Source organism: Paenibacillus sp. FSL H7-0918, assembly GCF_038007025.1.
Classification (GTDB): Bacteria; Bacillota; Bacilli; order Paenibacillales; family Paenibacillaceae; genus Paenibacillus_AQ; species Paenibacillus_AQ odorifer.
This window is the reverse complement of sequence record NZ_JBBOWJ010000001.1, coordinates 1,636,703-1,655,534: the sequence shown is the minus strand read 5'-3', so window position 1 is coordinate 1,655,534 and position 18,832 is coordinate 1,636,703. Positions and strand designations below refer to the sequence as shown.

18 protein-coding genes are annotated in these 18,832 nt (G+C 44.5%); 14 read left to right on the top strand and 4 right to left on the bottom strand.

The window, feature by feature from the left end; translation table 11 throughout:
- The first annotated feature begins 17 nt into the window (after window positions 1-17).
- Both tgt and yajC read left to right on the top strand, forming a co-directional pair.
- Window positions 18-1,154 carry a tRNA guanosine(34) transglycosylase Tgt gene (gene tgt / locus MHI15_RS07580; protein WP_036677666.1) on the top strand — a complete coding sequence of 379 codons (1,137 nt, stop codon included), beginning with the start codon at window positions 18-20 and terminating at the stop codon, window positions 1,152-1,154.
- A gap of 50 nt (window positions 1,155-1,204) precedes the next feature.
- Window positions 1,205-1,525, top strand: a complete 321-nt coding sequence (gene yajC, locus MHI15_RS07575) for a preprotein translocase subunit YajC (protein WP_038572999.1) — start codon at window positions 1,205-1,207, stop codon at window positions 1,523-1,525.
- 92 nt (window positions 1,526-1,617) lie between these two features.
- Here yajC and MHI15_RS07570 read toward each other — a convergent pair whose 3' ends face one another.
- Together MHI15_RS07570 and MHI15_RS07565 are read right to left on the bottom strand one after the other, a co-directional pair.
- On the bottom strand, window positions 1,618-2,457 hold the full coding sequence (locus MHI15_RS07570; RefSeq protein WP_248549480.1) for a phosphatase PAP2 family protein: 840 nt from the start codon (window positions 2,455-2,457) through the stop codon (window positions 1,618-1,620).
- 94 nt (window positions 2,458-2,551) lie between these two features.
- Window positions 2,552-2,944, bottom strand: a complete 393-nt coding sequence (locus MHI15_RS07565) for a TIGR04086 family membrane protein (protein ID WP_036677660.1) — start codon at window positions 2,942-2,944, stop codon at window positions 2,552-2,554.
- Window positions 2,945-3,170: 226 nt separating this feature from the next.
- On the opposite strand from MHI15_RS07565, the gene MHI15_RS07560 reads away from it, so the two are divergent.
- The gene (locus tag MHI15_RS07560; protein ID WP_076130399.1) at window positions 3,171-3,935 is read left to right on the top strand and encodes a DUF421 domain-containing protein; all 765 of its coding nucleotides are present in this window, start codon (window positions 3,171-3,173) and stop codon (window positions 3,933-3,935) included.
- Window positions 3,936-3,939: 4 nt separating this feature from the next.
- Here the strand turns inward: MHI15_RS07560 and spoVB are convergent, their stop codons facing one another.
- On the bottom strand, window positions 3,940-5,538 hold the full coding sequence (spoVB, locus tag MHI15_RS07555) for a stage V sporulation protein B (protein WP_076185511.1): 1,599 nt from the start codon (window positions 5,536-5,538) through the stop codon (window positions 3,940-3,942).
- A 196-nt stretch (window positions 5,539-5,734) separates the two neighbouring features.
- Here spoVB and MHI15_RS07550 point away from each other — a divergent pair, with 196 nt between their 5' ends.
- From MHI15_RS07550 to MHI15_RS07525, 6 genes are all read left to right on the top strand, one after another.
- Window positions 5,735-5,986, top strand: a complete 252-nt coding sequence (locus tag MHI15_RS07550) for a post-transcriptional regulator (RefSeq protein WP_036677655.1) — start codon at window positions 5,735-5,737, stop codon at window positions 5,984-5,986.
- A gap of 221 nt (window positions 5,987-6,207) precedes the next feature.
- Window positions 6,208-7,458, top strand: coding sequence for a protein translocase subunit SecD (gene secD / locus MHI15_RS07545; protein ID WP_036677653.1), 1,251 nt, complete (start codon window positions 6,208-6,210; stop codon window positions 7,456-7,458).
- Complete coding sequence (secF, locus tag MHI15_RS07540; RefSeq protein WP_052097271.1) at window positions 7,448-8,350, top strand: protein translocase subunit SecF; 903 nt, start codon at window positions 7,448-7,450, stop codon at window positions 8,348-8,350. The genes secD and secF overlap by 11 nt, the downstream gene beginning before the upstream one ends.
- A gap of 143 nt (window positions 8,351-8,493) precedes the next feature.
- Window positions 8,494-9,444, top strand: a complete 951-nt coding sequence (locus MHI15_RS07535) for a cation diffusion facilitator family transporter (RefSeq protein WP_036677651.1) — start codon at window positions 8,494-8,496, stop codon at window positions 9,442-9,444.
- Window positions 9,445-9,473: 29 nt separating this feature from the next.
- A complete protein-coding gene (recJ, locus tag MHI15_RS07530; RefSeq protein WP_340011084.1) occupies window positions 9,474-11,876 on the top strand; it encodes a single-stranded-DNA-specific exonuclease RecJ in 2,403 nt (800 codons plus the stop codon).
- Between the two features lie 145 nt (window positions 11,877-12,021).
- Complete coding sequence (locus tag MHI15_RS07525) at window positions 12,022-12,540, top strand: adenine phosphoribosyltransferase (RefSeq protein WP_036677647.1); 519 nt, start codon at window positions 12,022-12,024, stop codon at window positions 12,538-12,540.
- A 252-nt stretch (window positions 12,541-12,792) separates the two neighbouring features.
- Here MHI15_RS07525 and uraA read toward each other — a convergent pair whose 3' ends face one another.
- A complete protein-coding gene (gene uraA, locus MHI15_RS07520; protein WP_038572987.1) occupies window positions 12,793-14,106 on the bottom strand; it encodes a uracil permease in 1,314 nt (437 codons plus the stop codon).
- 313 nt (window positions 14,107-14,419) lie between these two features.
- Between uraA and MHI15_RS07515 the strand changes: the two genes are divergently transcribed.
- The 5 genes from MHI15_RS07515 (at window position 14,420) to MHI15_RS07495 (ending at window position 18,512) form a co-directional block, all read left to right on the top strand.
- Complete coding sequence (locus MHI15_RS07515) at window positions 14,420-16,600, top strand: RelA/SpoT family protein (protein ID WP_036677643.1); 2,181 nt, start codon at window positions 14,420-14,422, stop codon at window positions 16,598-16,600.
- 21 nt (window positions 16,601-16,621) lie between these two features.
- Complete coding sequence (dtd, locus tag MHI15_RS07510) at window positions 16,622-17,065, top strand: D-aminoacyl-tRNA deacylase (protein ID WP_036677641.1); 444 nt, start codon at window positions 16,622-16,624, stop codon at window positions 17,063-17,065.
- Window positions 17,066-17,198: 133 nt separating this feature from the next.
- The gene (locus MHI15_RS07505) at window positions 17,199-17,354 is read left to right on the top strand and encodes a hypothetical protein (protein ID WP_175617366.1); all 156 of its coding nucleotides are present in this window, start codon (window positions 17,199-17,201) and stop codon (window positions 17,352-17,354) included.
- A gap of 150 nt (window positions 17,355-17,504) precedes the next feature.
- Window positions 17,505-18,014: a type 1 glutamine amidotransferase domain-containing protein gene (locus tag MHI15_RS07500; protein ID WP_076281193.1), complete on the top strand. Its 510-nt coding sequence runs from the start codon at window positions 17,505-17,507 to the stop codon at window positions 18,012-18,014.
- A 48-nt stretch (window positions 18,015-18,062) separates the two neighbouring features.
- Entirely contained in the window at window positions 18,063-18,512 is a 450-nt protein-coding gene (locus MHI15_RS07495) for a hypothetical protein (RefSeq protein WP_036677637.1), read from the top strand.
- Window positions 18,513-18,832 lie beyond the last annotated feature (320 nt).

The following is an 18,832-nucleotide window of genomic DNA, read 5'->3' as shown; positions in this document are numbered from 1 at the left end:
AGAGGATGGGTTAACTTATGGCAGCAATTACTTATGAGCACATCAAAACGTGCAAACAATCCGGAGCCAGACTTGGAAGAGTCCACACTCCACATGGTGTGATTGAGACACCAGCATTTATGCCAGTCGGCACACAAGCTACAGTCAAGACTATGAGTCCTGAAGAGCTGAAAGAGATGGATGCCCATATTATTTTGAGCAATACTTACCATCTGTTTCTAAGACCAGGCCATGATATTGTTCGTGAAGCTGGTGGACTGCACAAGTTCATGAACTGGGATCGCCCGATTCTGACAGACAGCGGCGGGTTTCAAGTATTCTCGTTAAGCGACATGCGCAAGATTACGGAAGAAGGAGTTCATTTCCGTTCCCATTTAAATGGGGATAAGAAATTCCTGTCTCCGGAAGTAGCGATGGAGGTTCAGAACTCTCTGGGTTCAGATATAATGATGGCATTTGATGAATGTCCTCCATTCCCGGCCGAATATGATTATGTGAAAAAATCACTGGAGCGCACCACGCGCTGGGCAGAACGTTGCCTGAAAAGTCATGCTCGTCCTAACGATCAGGGTCTTTTTGCTATCGTGCAAGGGGGCATGTATGAAGATCTGCGCCGTCAGAGCGCGGCTGATTTGACTTCCATGGATTTCCCGGGGTATGCTATTGGGGGGCTCAGCGTCGGAGAGTCCAAGCAGCTAATGTATGAAGTGCTGGATTATACAGTTCCCCTGCTGCCACAAGGCAAACCTCGCTATTTGATGGGCGTGGGTTCACCGGATGCGCTGCTGGAAGGATCAATCCGAGGAGTAGACATGTTCGATTGTGTCTTGCCTACTCGTATTGCCCGTAATGGAACAACGATGACCAGTCAGGGAAGACTCGTTGTACGCAACGCTAAGTATGCCCGTGATTTTGGGCCGCTTGATCCGGAGTGTAATTGCTATACATGCCGGAATTATTCCCGCGCTTATTTGCGCCATCTAATCAAAGCCGATGAAACCTTCGGACTTCGATTGACGACATACCACAATTTGCACTTCTTGTTGGATTTAATGCGTAAAGTGCGTGAAGCCATCAAAGAAGATCGGCTGCTTGATTTTCGCGATGAGTTTTTTGCCAAATACGGATTATATGATAATCTTAAAGGCTTTTAGGGTTTGATTTAAGAGTCATGCTTTAATGTACTTTGAAAGGGGGGAGAAATATGATTCAATCGTTTCAATATGCAGCTGGCGCAGGTGGTGGAGGTAGTATACTAGGCCTGGTAGGTCCCTTTGTCCTTATGTTTGTAGTATTCTACTTCTTGCTGATTCGTCCGCAACAAAAGAAGACCAAAACTCGTAACGCAATGTTGAAAGCTCTGAAAAAGGGCGATAAAATCGTTACTATTGGAGGACTTCACGGTACGATCATGGAGATTTCCGATGATATCGTGGTTCTGCGGGTCAACGATGTAACTAAGCTGACTTTTGATCGCGGTTCCATCAGCCACGCTGTGGCGACGGATGTCGAAGAGAAAGTATAGAGTTATTTAAGTACATAAAAAGCGGTGTCTTCTCATTGGAGAGGACACCGCTTTTTTGATCTTTAAGGTTATTAAGATTTAGCAGTTTAACTTTAACGTACATTTGTTACGCGGCTCGGAACGGTAAGCGACTCTTCACGTCCCCGCAAAGTTAATTTGGCGAGTTGAACGCCAACTGTAGAGGCTAGTACAGCTAGCAAGGTTCCACCAATCATATCTGTAAGCCAATGAATGCCCAGATAGAAAATTCCAAAGACGATTACAACTGCGGAAATACTAGTGATGGCCATCCAGCGGCGGTTCCCTGAACGGAAGGCCAGAAGTGCCATTGTAACAGATATGGACGTATGTAGACTCGGGAAGCAGTTATTGAGACCGGATAGCGGTCTATATTCCTGTTCGAATTTCGGAAATACATCCAGCATAGTAAATTTGACGCCCGCTGGCAGATAGGACCAAACCTCGTTTACCGGGAAGTAAAGATAGAATGGAATCGCCAAGGCATAGTTGATAATAATAGCATAGCAGGTGGCATATAACATCACCCGGTTTTTATCTAACAGATAGACTCCTAATGATGCTGCTAGAACAGACTGAAGCATGAAAATGTAGAAAAAGACGATGATCGGTGTTAACCATGGACTGTAGAATATATCCTGAACGGCTTGGACAAAATGACCCTCTAGACCAAATATAAACGGCGTATAATCAGAGGTAAGATGCATTTTTTGTTCAATTTGCAGTTCATATTTATTTATGGCTAATACGCCAAACATTCCTGCAATCAGCAACAAAAACTTATAGGATCGCAGCATCTCTTTCCCAATTTCAACCAATGCCATGAGTGGATTACGTTTAGCGCCAATCCATACTAATATCACTACTAATGCAACTGTGTACAAAACAATATGGTTCATTGATTGGTAAAACAAAGCAATCGAAGCCTCCTTGATCTCTTAATGAAGTCAGATGATCACAGTTTAACATATTTTCAAGGAATGTTTCGAATTTAATGGAATTATAATTTTAGCTTTTTTGTAAATTAACGCCAAACATTCCGCCGAGAGCGCCAATTGCTGCGGCTGCCAGAACCCATAGCAGATCCACACCAGAGGGTGCGCTGTCCAGTGCCAAAAAACCGATCAACAGAACGATAATCCCATAAAATGCGCCTGTAAGACTTCCTTGATACCAGCCTTTGCTCGTGGCTCTGCGACCGGCGGTTAGTCCTCCGAATGCTGCAGCTATGCCGTGTACAATGTACGTGTACATTGAGAGATCCTGCTCCTTCAGACTGCTGCCCCATAACAAAAGTGAGAGGACAAACGCACCCATCAGCATCCAAAGGAATGATCGACATAGGCCAGATAACACAGGATTGGCTATTCTCCACGAGAACATGCGCCGGATTAAATACATGGTACAACCTCCTAAAGTTTTTTTGAGGAAAAAGAATCAACATAGTTATTATTCATTGTATGGGATGGCTTGCCCCAATAGTACAAGAAAGGGCATTGCAGCCTTTTTACCATTAATTAATATGCCGGCTTCCGAATGTTCCCTGCACAGAGCGGTCAGAATAGGGTTACATTAATCCACCCGAGGAAACAAGTCTGCGGGTGAGAATGGAGGGGAGCGAAGCTATATGTTCCAGCATATCTCTACCCATATTTTCTTGACCGTGCTGATGTATTTCTTCATATTCCTGTGTATGCGCATCATGGGGAAGAGGGAAATAGGTAAGCTGTCTGTATTTGATCTAACGATCTCCATCATGATTGCTGAGATTGCTGTTTTTGTGCTTGAGGATATTAATCGGCCGATCTATGAAGGAGTCGTTCCGATGGCAACATTGGTGTTGATACAGGTAATTGTGGCTCAGCTCAGTCTTAAGAGCAGAAAGCTCAGACTTTTAATGGACGGCAAACCGAGCATACTCATTTCTGGCGGCAAGCTGCACCGGGGCGAAATGCGTAGGCAGAGATATAATATTGATGATCTGCTGCAGCAGTTGCGTGGACAGAACATCGCCAGTCCTGCTGACGTGGAATTTGCAATCCTGGAGCCTAGTGGACAGCTAACCGTATTCGAGAAAGAGAAGGGGAGTTCATCCTCTAACCCATCAGGCAATAGCAGTGCAGCTGCTGAGCATAAAAAGAGTGACGATAACAAAGGAAATAAGAACCGTAAGATAGAGCTGCCGAAGAATAAGATCAGATATGAAGGACTTCCAATCCCTCTGATTATGGATGGCAAGGTGCAGGATCAGAATTTAGAGATGATTGGAAAAACCAGATTTTGGTTAAGAACTCAAATTCGTCAAAAAGGAGTATCTGATTTCAAAAATGTATTTCTATGCTCCATAGATCATAAGGGCAGAATTTATGTCGACCGTTTGGACAACAGATAGCTTTTTAGAGCCTGCGTTTGATAAACGGCAGACGGTCCAAATCACGAATTGAGATAAGGCCAGCTAACAGACTGATTCCGAAATACAGGACCATTCCTATCGCAGAGGCAAATATAAATTGAATCCATTGTACATCTGCAATGGGAATGGAAGTGTATACATAATGCACGCCCGCTCCCATAATGACCATTGCACATAAGGTTTTTATGGTTTCGGTTACTCTTAAAGATAATGAAATAAGACTGACCACACTGTATCCGTGAAGCATCGTAACCAGAATGCTGTTCACAATAATGGCTATGATGGCGCCGTAAATTCCATATTCAGGTTGCGATGCCAGTATTACGATCAGAATGATTTTGACTACTGCTCCAATTAAGGTATTGATGAGTGCCCTGCCCGGTCGATCCATAGCTTGCAGCGCAGCTTGTAAAGGAGCTTGAACATAAATGAACAAGGCGAATGGAGCCATGAGCTTCAGCATAGGAGCTGTATCCGCGTTTCCATATAACAAATTGCATAGCGGAACCGCCAGGATATACATAAGAACAGCAAAAGGAGCCCCTGTTACCAGCGCAAGCCGCAACGCTTGATGCATACGCTTGTGAATGGTGGGCAAGTCCTTTCTTGCCGCAGCTTCTGATATGGAAGGAACCAGAGACACGGCTAGTGAAGAGGTTAATGCCCCGGGCAGCAGCAATAAAGGAACAACCATCCCTTGTAAAGACCCGTACTGAGCTGTAGCGGCAGCAGCGGCTATACCTGCCAAGGCGAGACTGCGCACAGTAATAATAGATTCCAGCAGATAAGAAAAAGAGCCTACAAGCCGACTTGCCGTAACGGGAATGGATATGCCTAGTAACCGCCGTAATATGGGGGAGTTGGCTTTCACACCTTGTGTATCAGATGGGATAACCTCCGGCTCGAGAGCGGGTTGCTCTGGAGTCGGATTTGTCTGCTTTTTATCTTTTTTAGTAATGACATAATATTGCCACAGAATCGCTAACATTCCGCCAATTTCTCCTACCGTCACACCTAACATCGCTCCAGCCGCCGCCATAGCAATACCCTTAGGAAGCAACAACCAGGAGAACCAGAGCATAAAGAATATTCGAACTAAAGATTCGAAGATGGAGGAGAGCGCCGATGGTATCATGTTCTGCTTGCCTTGGAAATAACCGCGGTAAATTGCAGATACGGCGACAATCCCAATCATTGGGATCATGGCAATAAACGTATAATAAACTCGATGGTCTGTTAAGATAACATTGGAGACCCATGAGGCACTTACCAAAGCAACCAATGTAAAGAAGATTGCAAGTCCAATACTAAGAGCAAGTCCAGTACGTAAAATCAGCCGTGATTTTTCAGGCCGATTCTCTCCTTCTGCTTCCGCCACCATCTTGGCTATCGCCAGTGGAATCCCGCCTGTAATGACAGTAACCAGCACAAGAAAAAAAGGATACGCGAGCTGATACAGACCCACACCTTCTGCTCCGATAATACGGGGTAAAGCAATCCGGGGAATAAATCCAAGCATCCGATTAATGATGCCGGCGGCTAGCAAGATTAAAGTTCCTTGTATAAAGCTCTGTTTCTTCAAAGGTCACGCCTTCTTCCCAAAATGAAATAAAACGCTGGCGAACTTGTCTATTCTTATGGATATGCTGTACCCCTATCTCGGCATGCCTTGTTTTAGTGGCATTAACTTTTTGTGACGGAAGAAGGAAAGCGAAGAACAAGAGTCGAATATCTATGGTGAGCATACGAACATGAGCGATCTTTGGAGGTGTCAACACGTGGAATCGGAACAGTGGAATCATGATCAACATAGTGAAGAAATCGAAGCCATGTGCCGCAGCAAAGCTGAAGAATTCCGGCTCCTCGGCTATGAGTATGTAACCAGCAAGGATATTTGGGATTGCATCAGCCGTAATTATGATAAGGAAGGCTTGCCTCCCCTACATAAGCTGGTAAACGACATTTATTCCTTGAAAGCCAATAGTTACATGAATTATTTGACTATTGCGGCCTATCGGGGGTTGAACTGAACAATAAACCACATATTTCTTTTTGCGAACTGCCTGATAAAGCAGTAAAGTAAGAGAATAATAACTCCACATCTCCTATTAAAACGGATGTCTTGCTGATTTAGGCAGGGGCGGCCGTTTCTTTGTGTGAGTATAGCTCTATCAATGCTGTGAATTGACGGTCATTTCGCGTGTAGCTATAATAGGAATATTGAGTTAATGAAAGGGGAACTAGCTAGAGCATGAAGAGACTAATGGGCTTTTTTATTACCGTGCTCGTTTTGACAGGCGTTATGGCATTTACTACTCCTGGACTGCTGGACAAGGTTAGACTTGGTCTTGACCTGAAAGGCGGATTTGAGATTTTGTATCATGCTGAGCCTATGGAAGCGGGAGCAGCATTGTCCCGAGCTTCTCTGCTGAAGACAGCGGAAAGCTTAGAAAAACGGGCGAATGCGCTCGGAACAAGTGAACCAGAGGTAACTACTGAAGGTACGGACCGTATCCGTTTGAAAATTGCGGGCGTAACGGATGAAGCCGAGGTTCGTAAAAAAATGAAGGAACCTGCAGTTCTGACTTTCCGTAGTGCTGCTGAAGGTGACGCTGAGGGAACTTACAGCAAAATCGAACTGGTAGGTAGTGATTTTGTTGAAGGTGCTGCAGAAGTTGGACGGGATAACCTGAATCAGCCAATCATCAGCATCAAGATTAAGGACAAGGACAAATTTGCAGAGATTACTAAACGTCTCTTGGGAAAGAATCTCGCAATTTACTTGGATGAGAACAAACTATCTGACCCTACGGTACAAGCAGTACTTACCGATGGCAGTGCTTCTATTTCTGGTAACTATACAATTAAGGAAGCGCGCGAACTTGCAGACACGATTAACCTAGGTGCATTGCCACTGAAGCTGACGGAGAAATATTCCCAAAGTGTGGGTGCTACCCTGGGTAAGCAATCGCTTGATCAAACGATTCGAGCAGGTCTGCTGGCTTCTGTGATTATCCTTATTTTCATGATCGGAATGTATCGTTTGCCAGGTCTTTTGGCTAGTTTTGCCTTGCTCTTGCATACATGGGCGCTAATTGCGGTCTTCGTCTTCGCGGACTTCACCTTGACGCTGCCTGGTATAGCCGCATTTATTCTGGGTATAGGTATGGCGGTCGATGCCAATATCATTACCAACGAACGGATAAGGGAAGAAATGCGCAGTGGAAAAAGTATACTGTCCTCCGTTAAGGCAGGGAATAAATCCTCTTTCCGGACAGTAATGGACTCCAATGTGACTACTATTATTGTAGCAGCAGTTATGTTTGCCTTCGGTACAGGTGCGGTCAAAGGCTTTGCATTGGTGCTGATTGTAGAAATCGTGCTGAGTATCGCCACGAATCTTTATTTCTCCCACTGGTTGCTTAGCCAGCTTGTCAAAGCGGGTAAGCTGAACAAACCGAAGAGCTTCGGTGTTAAGGAGAGTGAAATCCGTGCGCTTTAAGAAAGAGCTTGATTTCGTACATTTGAGTAAATATTTCTATATTTTCTCTATCGCATTGACAGTAGCAGGATTGATTTTCCTGGCGACATTTGGCCTGAATTACAGCGTTGACTTTAAAGCTGGATCTAATGTGGACATCTCCCTATCCAAGAATTTGAACTTGGATCAGGTTAAGACTGCAACTAGTGCAATCGATGTCGATCATGAACCGACGATTTCGTTTGGTGATCAGCGTGTGAATATTCGTTATGACGAAGTTCTTGATGAGGCTCAAGATGAAGCCCTAAAAGCTGAAATCCTTAAGCTGGATGACAAAGCATCATTTGAAATTAACACCGTGGACACTGAAATGGCTAAAGAATTGGCACGTAATGCTATTTATGCAGTTCTGATTTCTTGTCTGGGGATTATTATTTATGTAAGTATTCGTTTTGAATGGCGTTTCGCCGTGGCATCGATTGTGGCCTTGCTCCATGATGCCTTTATCGTAGTCGCGCTCTTCTCTATCTTCCGCTTGGAAGTGGATTTGACGTTCATTGTAGCGGTGCTTACGATCATCGGTTATTCCATCAATGATACGATCGTTATCTTTGACCGTATCCGTGAGAATTTACGTTTTGGTAAACAGAAGACTTATGAAGACTTGAAGCACCTTGTGAACAAAAGTGTGGCTCAAACGCTCATGCGTTCTCTCTATACTGCATTTACCGTATTTATTGCGGCGTTCTTCCTGTTATTGTTCGGAGGCGAGTCGATTAAGATGTTCTCGCTTGCGATGGTAATCGGTTTGCTCTTCGGAGCTTACTCTTCCATCTTTATTGCAAGTCCACTCTGGTTAGTGCTTAAAAAGCGTGAGAAGGTTAAAGTGAAGAGCAGCCCGAATAAAGGTTAGAAGAAATTAGCATCGAAGTTCTACTTTTCTTATACGTTTAAGAAAGCCGCGTCAAATGCGACGCGGCTTTCGAAATCTTTAGGGTCATGTCATGTGTATTGAATCATCATGAGATTACTTGCTATTGGTAAGGAGGGCCTCGTATGAATAAAGAACGATCACCGCAAAGCGAGACGGTTGCTTGGACAGGGATCATTAGCGATGTTACTTTGGCAGTAGCTAAGGGGAGTTTTGGCTATATTTCAGGGAGCAAGGCATTAATGGGGGATGCTTTGTATTCCGGAGCAGATGCAGCAGCTAAACTGGCGGATATTCTTCCGTGGCGCTCTGAGCAAGGGAGAAAGAGTAAGCAACGGATCGAAGAACGGCGGGGCACTAAGGAGCCGCTGCTGGCTATACTTTTTTCGGTATTTATTCTTATGGGGGGACTGCAGATCGCATTCTCTGCAATCCGCGACTTAACAGATGGAAAATCATCTACACACGGACAGCTGGCGTTTGTAACCGTCTTAGTATCTATTGTGTTTAAAGAAGCTGTTTTTCAATATCAATATCGCTACTTTAAAAAAATAGGTGATGGCAGTCATGCTGCATATGTTAATAGTCATCGTTTCAGCTTATATACATCTATCACAGTATTAGTCGGAATTTCGTTATCCATGGGTGGTACCTATTGGCATCCTCTATCTTATATGGATCCTATTGCTGCACTCTTAACCGGAGTTTTAATTCTTCGTAAAGGCTATTCACTCATTGCTAGCTCTATTAACACTAAAAATGCGCAGGAGCTTCCTTCGGAGGAAGCCGCTAATTTTATTGAAACAGTGCAACGTGTTCATGGCGTCATTCGCGTAGAACATTTGAAGGCACTTGAGCAAGGGAATTATGTGAATCTTCAAGTGAAAATCAGTGTAAATCCGCGGATTACGGTGATGGAAGCACAGGATATTTCGGAATGCGCTAGGAAACTGCTGCAGCACCGGTTTGTTCATGTCGGTGAGGTGCATATGGACGTTGTTCCTTATGATCCCGGCTATCCGTACAAAAGCAATTATGAATTGCCGGATAATGATATTCCTACGTTGCTTCAGTAGTTTGCAAGGTGAGAGAAAGGTGAGTTCTATTGCTTTATTCAAAAACAAGATGGCAATCTCCGGCAGCCAATCCCGACACAGTTAGGGATATGGCCCGGAGCCTTTCTATTTCTCCACTCTTATCCTCACTATTAGTAAATAGAGGAATGAACACGCCTCATGAAGCTCTAAGCTTCATGGATGGCAGTGAGGAAGAACAGCATGATCCGTTCCTACTCAAAGGAATGGCTGAAGCGGTTCCTAGAATTAGAAAGGCTTTAAAAGATGAAGAACATATTCTTATTTATGGCGATTATGATGCCGACGGGGTGTCCAGCACAGCACTTATGATTCATCTGCTGCGCTATTTAGGCGCTTCCTTTGATATTTATATCCCACACCGCTCTAATGAGGGCTATGGGCTGCATAATCATGCCCTGGATTGGGCTTTACAGCAAGGTGTCTCCTTAATCATTACAGTAGATACTGGCATTAGCGCTTATCATCAGGTTGCTTACGCTAATGAACTGGGGATCGATGTGATCGTTACGGATCACCATGAACCTCCTGAGCTTTTGCCAGAGGCCTATACGCTTATTAATCCCAAGCTGCCAGATTGCCCTTATCCGTTCAAAGGATTAGCGGGTGTAGGTGTGGCTTATAAGCTTGCTCAGGCTATTCTAGGGGAAGAGACTCCCACAGAATGGGCAGAGATTGCAGCGATAGGAACGGTTGCGGATTTAATGCCGCTGCTTGGCGAGAACCGTGAGATTGTTAGAAATGGCTTGGAAAGTATGCGGCATTCAAGTTTCCCGGGGATTCGTGCCTTACTCGCTGTCAGCGGTGTGAATATGAGTACTGTGAGTGCGGTCAATATCGCTTTTGGCATGGCGCCGCGCATCAATGCCAGTGGTCGCCTGGATCATGCTGGACGGGCTGTGTCCCTCCTCACTACCGAGCATGCGGCTGAGGCAGAGCAGCTAGCTGGAGAGCTTGACCTGCTTAACAAAGAACGCCAATTGGTGGTAGAAAGAATTGTTGTTGAGGCCACTGCCAAGCTGGAGCAAATGACACAGGGTGGCGAAATCCCAGACATCATTGTTCTTGCTGATCATGGCTGGAATGTAGGTGTGGTAGGTATAGTGGCTTCCAAACTACTGGAGCGTTATTATCGGCCTGTGATCATTCTGGATATACATCCAGAGACCGGAATGTGCAAAGGTTCTGCTCGCTCCATACCTGGACTTGATATCTACGCTGCACTTTCTTCTTGTTCTGATTTAATGGATCATTTTGGAGGTCATCCAGCCGCTGCGGGAATGAGCCTGCATCGGGATGGATTAGAAGCCTTTGCTGCAGCATTAAATGAATATGCATCCGGGGTGTTAACGCCAGAGCATTTCGTTCCTGTTGCTTCCGCTGATGCAGAGGTGTCAATCTCGGATTTATCACTGCAGACCGCGCTAGAATTGGAAAGGCTTGCACCTTTCGGAATGTCTAATCCGTTGCCGAAGTTTATTATTCGTGGGGCTACCGTGAAAGAGACACGTACAATGGGTCAAGATGGAAAACACCTGAAGATTGTATTGCAGCAGGGGAAAAACAGCATTGAAGCCTTGGCGTTTGGTAAAGGCGCTTTATCCAGGCTGCTACCGGCGGGTACTACGATCAACGTGTTAGCTGAGCTGTCGATCAATGAATGGAATGGCTCACGCAAATCACAGCTGATGCTGCAGGATTTATCTGTGCAGGATGCCCAGTTATTCGATCTTCGTGGTGCTGCTGACGCCGTACGACAAGCCGCACATATTAGAGAACTACTTCTTCCTTATAGTGGTGCGGGTCCGTATCGAGCTGCTGCAGTGTTTCAGAACGGACGTAGTACGCCTGCAAGTGAATTGATAGGAATGTCTTTATGGGTATATGATAAAGAAGCTGGCATTAGCGCTGCTGTTAAGGATGAGCCCCTTCAGGAGTCAGGGCATGTCTCTCTGTTATGCATACTGGATATGCCGGAGACTCCTGAACAACTGGATGCGCTGCTCCAAACCTTCCCTAATGCTGATAATATTGCGTTATTGCATTCTATCAAGGATGGCCGAGAACGACTTATTACTCCCACGCGGGATCATTTCAAAATACTATATAAACTGTTGGCTTCGATCACCTCAGTTGCAACGCCTGAGAACGAAGTCTTGCTGCGGTTAAGCCGCCAGTCCTCGTTAAGTATCCGCATGCTTAACAACATGCTTGATGTGTTTGAGGAGCTTGATTTTATTAAAAGAAGTCAGGGAAGTGTGGCGTTTATTACTCAGCCAGTAGCTAAAAGTCTGACAGCATCGAGTCATTTTGTTAGACTGGGACAGATGGCGGAGATGGAGCAATACTTCATGGAGGGCAGCCTGTCAGAGTTACAGGACTGGATGTTATCGCGTCGTTTAGGCGTATCATAATCCATGCAAATATGAGCTGCTGAGCGTACCCAATGGTGTATAAAAATGCAACGCTCATATAACAAAGCGAATGCTTACGAAGCAAGTTTTGTCGATCTGAAATCAAAGCAGCTTATGCTTACAAAACTTATAGGAGATGATAAATTTGGATTTTAAAGATAGTATTCGTGTGATTCCTGATTTCCCTAAAGAAGGTATTAGTTTTAAAGATATCACCACATTGCTTAAAGACGGTGAGGCTTACCGCCAAGCGATTGACGCGTTGAAAGCTCTCGTAGCGCATTTGGAAATCGACGTTATCGCTGGACCAGAAGCACGTGGCTTCGTAGTTGGAGCACCTCTTGCTTATGCGATGGGAGTAGGTTTTGTGCCGATTCGTAAAAGCGGCAAGCTTCCATATGAGACTATAGAGGTAGGTTATGATCTTGAGTATGGCAAGGACACCCTTGCTGTTCATACAGATGCCATCAAGCCTGGTCAAAAAGTATTGATCGCTGATGATTTATTGGCTACTGGTGGAACCATTGCTACTTCGGTTAACCTTGTAGAACAGCTTGGCGGTAAAGTGGTAGGTGCTGCTTTTCTGATTGAGCTGGTTGAGCTTGCTGGGCGTAATAAGCTTTCTGGAGTTGAAGTTCTTTCCTTGGTGAATTACGAGGATTAATCTTGTGAAGTTTGTCTTTTCCCGGGAAATAAACGGGGATTCGGCGCTCGAATTATGCTGAAAAGTGCAAAGATTAGCGCGTGACGCAAAGTGTGGAAGTTAAACATTAATTGGAAAATGTAAGATAATAACAGCAGCTGTCTGCCTTGTGGCGGAGAGTTGCTGTTTTGTATCTGAGTTAATAAAAAAAGCTGCCCAAGTCCATAAATGGATGTTGGAGCAGCTTTTTTAAAATTCTATTTTTACAATCGATTAATGGGCAGTTTTATCACTTTCTCCGCCATCATTAGACAGTCCAAGCACTTCAATGAGTTTGAAGAACAGTGCCAATACGATACCAACAATTGTAGCCAGCGCCATACCACTTAGTTTAACGTTGCCCATAGTAAGGGTTGTACCACTGATTCCGACAACGAGTACCAACGTAGCCATGATCATGTTCGTAGCCTTGGAAAAATCAACTTTTTGCTCAACGAAAATACGTAATCCGGAAGCCGCAATTACACCAAACAGCAACAGGGATACACCACCCATTACAGGGGTTGGAATATTAGCGATGACGGAGGAGAAAGTACCAGAGAATGAAAGCAGAATAGCAATCACCGCTGCGCCGCCGATTACATATACCGAATATACTTTAGTCAACGCCATAACCCCGATATTTTCACCGTAGGTTGTATTTGGAGTAGAACCGATAAAACCGGAGATAATTGTAGATATCCCGTTCCCCATCAGAGAGCGGTCAAGTCCAGGATCTTTTGCCAAGTCTCTGCCGACAATATTGCTTGTAACTAGTAAATGTCCAATATGCTCAACAATAACAACTAATGATACCGGGATAATAGTGAATATTACATTCCAATCAAATGAAGGAGTAACAATGGAAGGATGCGCTAAAAATTTTGCATTAGAGATAGCAGCGGTATCCACCATTTTCAAAATATATGCTAAACCATAACCAGTGACGATACCAATAAGGATGTGAATGATTTTTGGAAAACCGCGGAAGAGTACAGCTCCAATTACAGTTACACCAAGTGTCACCATAGAAAGTGCGATTGTTTTGCCATCTGGAGTCCAGTCTGCAACTGCAACGCCTTCAGGAGCAATAAGTCCTGCCATTCGTGCGGCAACAGGTACAAGTTCAAGTCCGATCGTAGCTACGATCGCTCCCATTACTGCTGGAGGGAAAACAACATCAATCCATTTGGTTCCTGCATAACGAATGATCAATGCCACGAGCACGAATATAATACCAGTGACGATAAAAGCACCCAAAGCAAGCGAGTATCCTTTCATGTGATCATTTGGGTAACGACTGAGTACTGACAATACCGGTGCAATAAAGGCAAAGCTGGAACCAAGGTACGCAGGGATTTTACCGCGACAGATCCAAATGTACAGCAATGTACCGATACCATTCATAAGCAAAATCATTCCAGGGTCGACCCCGAACAAGTTAGGCACTAGCACTGTACTGCCAAACATGGCAAACAAATGCTGGAGACTTAATAGAAAGCCTGGGCCCCATGGAAGTTTTTCGTTAACTTGAATTTCGCGTTGCAATGGAGTTCACTCCTCTTTCTTATCTGATATTAGGTTGTCCGGCGAAAATCCGCCTTTACTAGATTAAATAGAACTTGGCTTTTTTACAACAACATTTTCACAAGTGTTATTAATTTGTCCGAATTTAATTACTTTTACTTCTGGAATACCATGAGATGGCAAGTGTTGACGTAATCCTCCTTAAGCCTCATAATTATAGACAACTTTGAATAAGGGCGTAAGTAAGCTTGGACAAATGAAATGATTGGAACCTGCAGATTTTTGAACAGTTGCGGGTTCATTTTATTATAGAAAGGAATCGGATACGACGAGAATGGGCATTGAGCGATTAATTGATAAGGCTGGCGCCTATATAAAAGATAAAGATCTTCTCCGCATCCGGGAAGCTTATGAATTTGCCGATCAGGCTCATCACGGGCAGATCCGCAAGTCGGGGGAGCCATACATTCTGCATCCGCTGGCGGTGGCAGATATTGTCGTCAATATGCAAATGGATGTTATATCTATTGTTGCAGCGCTTTTGCATGATGTGGTGGAAGATACGACGGTCTCACTGGAACAAATCCGCGCTAAATTTGGCGATACCTGCGCAATGCTTGTTGACGGCTTAACGAAGCTGGAACGCATTCGCTTTCGCTCAAAGGAAGAGCAGCAGAACGAGAATTACCGCAAAATGTTTATTGCTATGGCCCAGGATATCCGGGTCATTGTCATTAAACTGGCGGACCGTCTGCATAATATGCGAACGTTAAAATACCAATCTGAAGAGAGCCAGCGCCGTATTTCTTATGAGACGTTGGAGATCTTCTGTCCTGTAGCTGACCGGCTGGGGATTTCCGCGATTAAGTGGGAGATGGAGGATATTGCGCTTCGTTACTTGAACCCGCAGCAGTATTACCGGATTGCTAATCTGGTGCATAAGAAGCGGGCTGAACGTGAGCAATTTATCGACAGCGTAATTGGCCGTATTCGTGCCAAGCTGGATGAAATGGGCATTGAAGGTGATCTTTCCGGTCGCCCGAAGCATATTTACAGTGTTTATAACAAAATGAGCACAAAAAATAAGCAGTTTAATGAAATTTATGACCTGCTGGCCATTCGTATCATTGTGGATAATATTAAGGACTGTTATGCAACCCTTGGAATTATTCATACCTTATGGAAGCCAATGCCGGGGCGTTTTAAAGATTATATAGCTATGCCAAAAGCCAATATGTATCAATCTCTGCATACTACTGTGGTAGGACCAGGCGGAGAGCCTACTGAGGTGCAAATTCGCACCTGGGAAATGCACCGCACGGCAGAATACGGGATAGCCGCACACTGGGCATACAAAGAAGGCAGCAGTAATAATGCTAATCCGGAGAATCGGATGCCTTTCTTTCGCGAAATATTGGAGCTGCAGCATGAAGCTAAGGATGCCGAAGAGTTCGTAAAATCACTAAAAATGGATTTTTTCTCAGACCTCGTGTTTGTATTTACTCCTAAAGGTGAGGTTATTGAGCTTCCTGCCGGTTCTGTGCCTCTTGACTTCGCGTTCCGCATTCATACAGAAGTGGGCAATCGTACGATTGGTTCCAAGGTGAATGGGCGGATCGTGCCGCTTGATCACAAGCTGAAGACGGGCGATATTGTTGAGATTTTGACGTCTAAGCATTCTTACGGACCTAGCCGTGACTGGCTCAAAATTGCACAATCCTCTCACGCAAGAAGCAAAATTAAACAATGGTTCAAAAAAGAAAAACGTGAGGAAAATGTCGAAAAAGGTCGCGAAGCGATTGAACGTGAGCTGAAGCGCCTGAATGTTGAAGTTTCCGAGTGGATTTCTGATGAAAAACTGTTGGAAGCTGCGAAAAAATTTGCTTTTAATGATGTAGAGGATATGTTGTCTGCCGTTGGTTTTGGTGGGATTACCGCTTCGCAGATTGCCTCCCGTTTGACGGAGAAGCTGCGCAAGGAGCAGGAAGAAGCTGCTAACCACTTGGAGCTTACTTCAGAGATGAAGGAGATCAAGTCTTCCGGCGAGAGACGAAATCAACCCACCAATGGCGTTAGTGTAAAAGGAATTGAAAACTTACTTGTTCGTTTTGCACGATGTTGCAACCCGGTTCCGGGTGACGACATTGTAGGTTATGTTACACGGGGCCGGGGCGTATCTGTACACCGCCAGGATTGTCCTAACATTCCGGGTGAAGGTGACGGAGAAGAAGCAGCTAGAGTGATTGAAGTGGAATGGGAAGGCACGATGGAAGCAAACTATAGTGTGGATATAGAGATTACAGGCCATGATCGCAATGGACTGCTCAATGAAGTACTGCAGGCTGTGTCCGAGAGCAAAACGAACATTTCAGCGGTCACTGGGCGCTCTGACAAGAATAAGATGGCAATGATTCATATGACCATCCTTATTCGTAATACGGAGCATCTACAATCCGTTGTAGATAAAGTGAAACGAGTTAAGGATGTATATACAGTGAATCGGATCATGCAATAAGGCAAGGAGCGAAGTAGTGCGATGAGAGTTGTAGTACAGCGTTGTAAGGACGCCAAAGTAACCGTGGATGAGACAGTGACCGGAGCGATTGGCAATGGCCTGATGCTGCTTGTCGGCGTTACCCATGAAGATACAGAGAAGGATGCCAAATATTTAGCGGATAAAATAGCTGGACTGCGTATTTTTGAAGATGATGCTGGCAAAATGAATTATAGTGTCACGGATACTAACGGAGCTATTCTTTCAGTGTCCCAGTTTACTTTATACGGAGATTGCCGTAAGGGAAGACGGCCGAATTTCATGGGAGCTGCAGCTCCTGCGGAGGCCGAGCGTCTTTATGATTATTTTAATCAAGAGCTTAGAGCTGGAGGTCTTCAGGTGGAGACGGGCATATTTGGAGCGATGATGGATGTGTCGCTGACCAATTGGGGCCCAGTTACTCTCATTCTGGATAGCCGCAGCTAACGAAATAGAGGATGTCGAAGATTGCTTCTGGCCGGAGCTAACTTTCGACATCTTTTTTTTATGCGGATAGAGCTTCTTTGGGCTGGATAAACTAAATGCAGGCAGATATCACGCATAAGGCAGGAGTTTAAGAATGAGACAATCACAGAAGGCATGGGTATGGAGAAGTATCCCGGCACTACCGACTGGGAGTCCTATGGAAGCCTGTGCATTAGCCAAAAAGCTAGACGGCGAGACCGAACCACTAGTGATGAAAGGAAGAAGCCGCAATCTCTTGCCGCGTACCTGAAGCGGGTGGAAAATGCGGCTTTTTCGGTGTTGTGAAGGAAGCCTTTTTTCCGATTAAAGGTTAGAAAGCATCCTCATAAGGGTAATAGACCACAAGAAAGAATAATTAGAACATCATTAATTGCTAAAGACAGAGAGGAGAAACTATTACATGAGTAACGTTGCTTTCTTACTGGCTAATGATTTTGAAGATTCTGAAATGAAGGTTCCTTATGATGAAATTATAAAGGCAGGACATCAAGCTGACATTATTGGTTTGAAAAAAGGGGAGACCTTGCTAGGTAAAAAGAAAGAAGTCTCCTACGCAGCAGACAAGGCGATCGCCGATGTTCAAGCAAGTGATTATGACGCGATTGTCATCCCGGGTGGTTCTTCCCCCGAGAATTTACGGCAAAATGCTGATATTTTGAAGTTTGTAAAAGAAGCAAATGAAGCAGGCAAGCCTATCGCCTCTATTTGCCACGGACCGCAAATTCTGATCAGTGCAGCTTTGCTTAAGGGACGCACCATTACCTCTTATCCTCCGCTGAAGGATGATGTTGTGAATGCCGGCGCGGAGTTTAAGGATGAGGAAGTAGTGGTTGATCGCAATTACATTACTTCGCGTACACCAAAAGATGAGCCTGCATTTGTTCGTGAAATATTGAAGGTCCTGAAATAAATAAGCATTTTTTATTTTAGAGTCTTATAATCCAAGGAGGTAATGGCAATGAGCAGAAAAATCCAAGCGTATTTCAGAACTGAAAATGAAGCAGAAGGCGCAAAAACAGCATTGATTAGCTATAAGGTGGATGGCTTGGAGGTTTGGCCACTCACAGACCCTATCGGCAATGATCGTAATATTCTGTTTCCAATCATTCCACTGGATAGTGCATCTGTAGTCGCAGGCACAACTGGAACGCTTGGAACGGCTAGCACACCTGCAGCTGGAGCTATGCTGGTTCCTGGCATTGCCGCTTCCGACACTCGGGCTGACCCTGAAACACATTATAGTGTGAATGAAGATCAGGTTAGTGCGAACGTGGCAGAAGGAGATCTCGAAGATGGGGATTTAAGTGAACTTCGTTATGTGATGGAGCTAAGTATAGCAGAAGAAAATTATAATGAAGTTGTGGAAATCCTTCGGGGCAAAGGGGCCTATGTTGAACAATTCGAATAGTATTCTATTAAAAATAAACCGCTTTCATGGAATGTAATATAATCGTAATATTACGTACATGATTCCTTAATATAGCGTGTTTATAATAAAGGCATGACCCCCTTTTTAATAATATATGATGATGGACCTGCAGCATTCGGCTGCAGGTCATTTTTTTTGTTACAATATAATTGCTGAATAAAAAACTCGGAAGCTGTCAAAATTTATACCAGGCATCCTTTTTACTTCCTTGACTTTAATGCAGTAGTTCAGTAGAATATTAACAATATACGATTTTATCATATGGTTTTGATGACGGGACCAAGTAATTCGAGAACCCA

Excerpts from the sequence above, each read along its gene's own strand:
- MHI15_RS07565 (WP_036677660.1), bottom strand. The coding sequence starts at position 2,944 with ATGTATTTAATCCGGCGCATGTTCTCGTGGAGAATAGCCAATCCTGTG.
- yajC (WP_038572999.1), top strand. The coding sequence starts at position 1,205 with ATGATTCAATCGTTTCAATATGCAGCTGGCGCAGGTGGTGGAGGTAGT.
- dtd (WP_036677641.1), top strand. The coding sequence starts at position 16,622 with ATGAGAGTTGTAGTACAGCGTTGTAAGGACGCCAAAGTAACCGTGGAT.
- tgt (WP_036677666.1), top strand. The coding sequence starts at position 18 with ATGGCAGCAATTACTTATGAGCACATCAAAACGTGCAAACAATCCGGA.
- MHI15_RS07535 (WP_036677651.1), top strand. The coding sequence starts at position 8,494 with ATGAATAAAGAACGATCACCGCAAAGCGAGACGGTTGCTTGGACAGGG.
- secD (WP_036677653.1), top strand. The coding sequence starts at position 6,208 with ATGAAGAGACTAATGGGCTTTTTTATTACCGTGCTCGTTTTGACAGGC.
- MHI15_RS07560 (WP_076130399.1), top strand. The coding sequence starts at position 3,171 with ATGTTCCAGCATATCTCTACCCATATTTTCTTGACCGTGCTGATGTAT.
- MHI15_RS07495 (WP_036677637.1), top strand. The coding sequence starts at position 18,063 with ATGAGCAGAAAAATCCAAGCGTATTTCAGAACTGAAAATGAAGCAGAA.
- MHI15_RS07505 (WP_175617366.1), top strand. The coding sequence starts at position 17,199 with ATGAGACAATCACAGAAGGCATGGGTATGGAGAAGTATCCCGGCACTA.
- MHI15_RS07515 (WP_036677643.1), top strand. The coding sequence starts at position 14,420 with ATGGGCATTGAGCGATTAATTGATAAGGCTGGCGCCTATATAAAAGAT.
- MHI15_RS07500 (WP_076281193.1), top strand. The coding sequence starts at position 17,505 with ATGAGTAACGTTGCTTTCTTACTGGCTAATGATTTTGAAGATTCTGAA.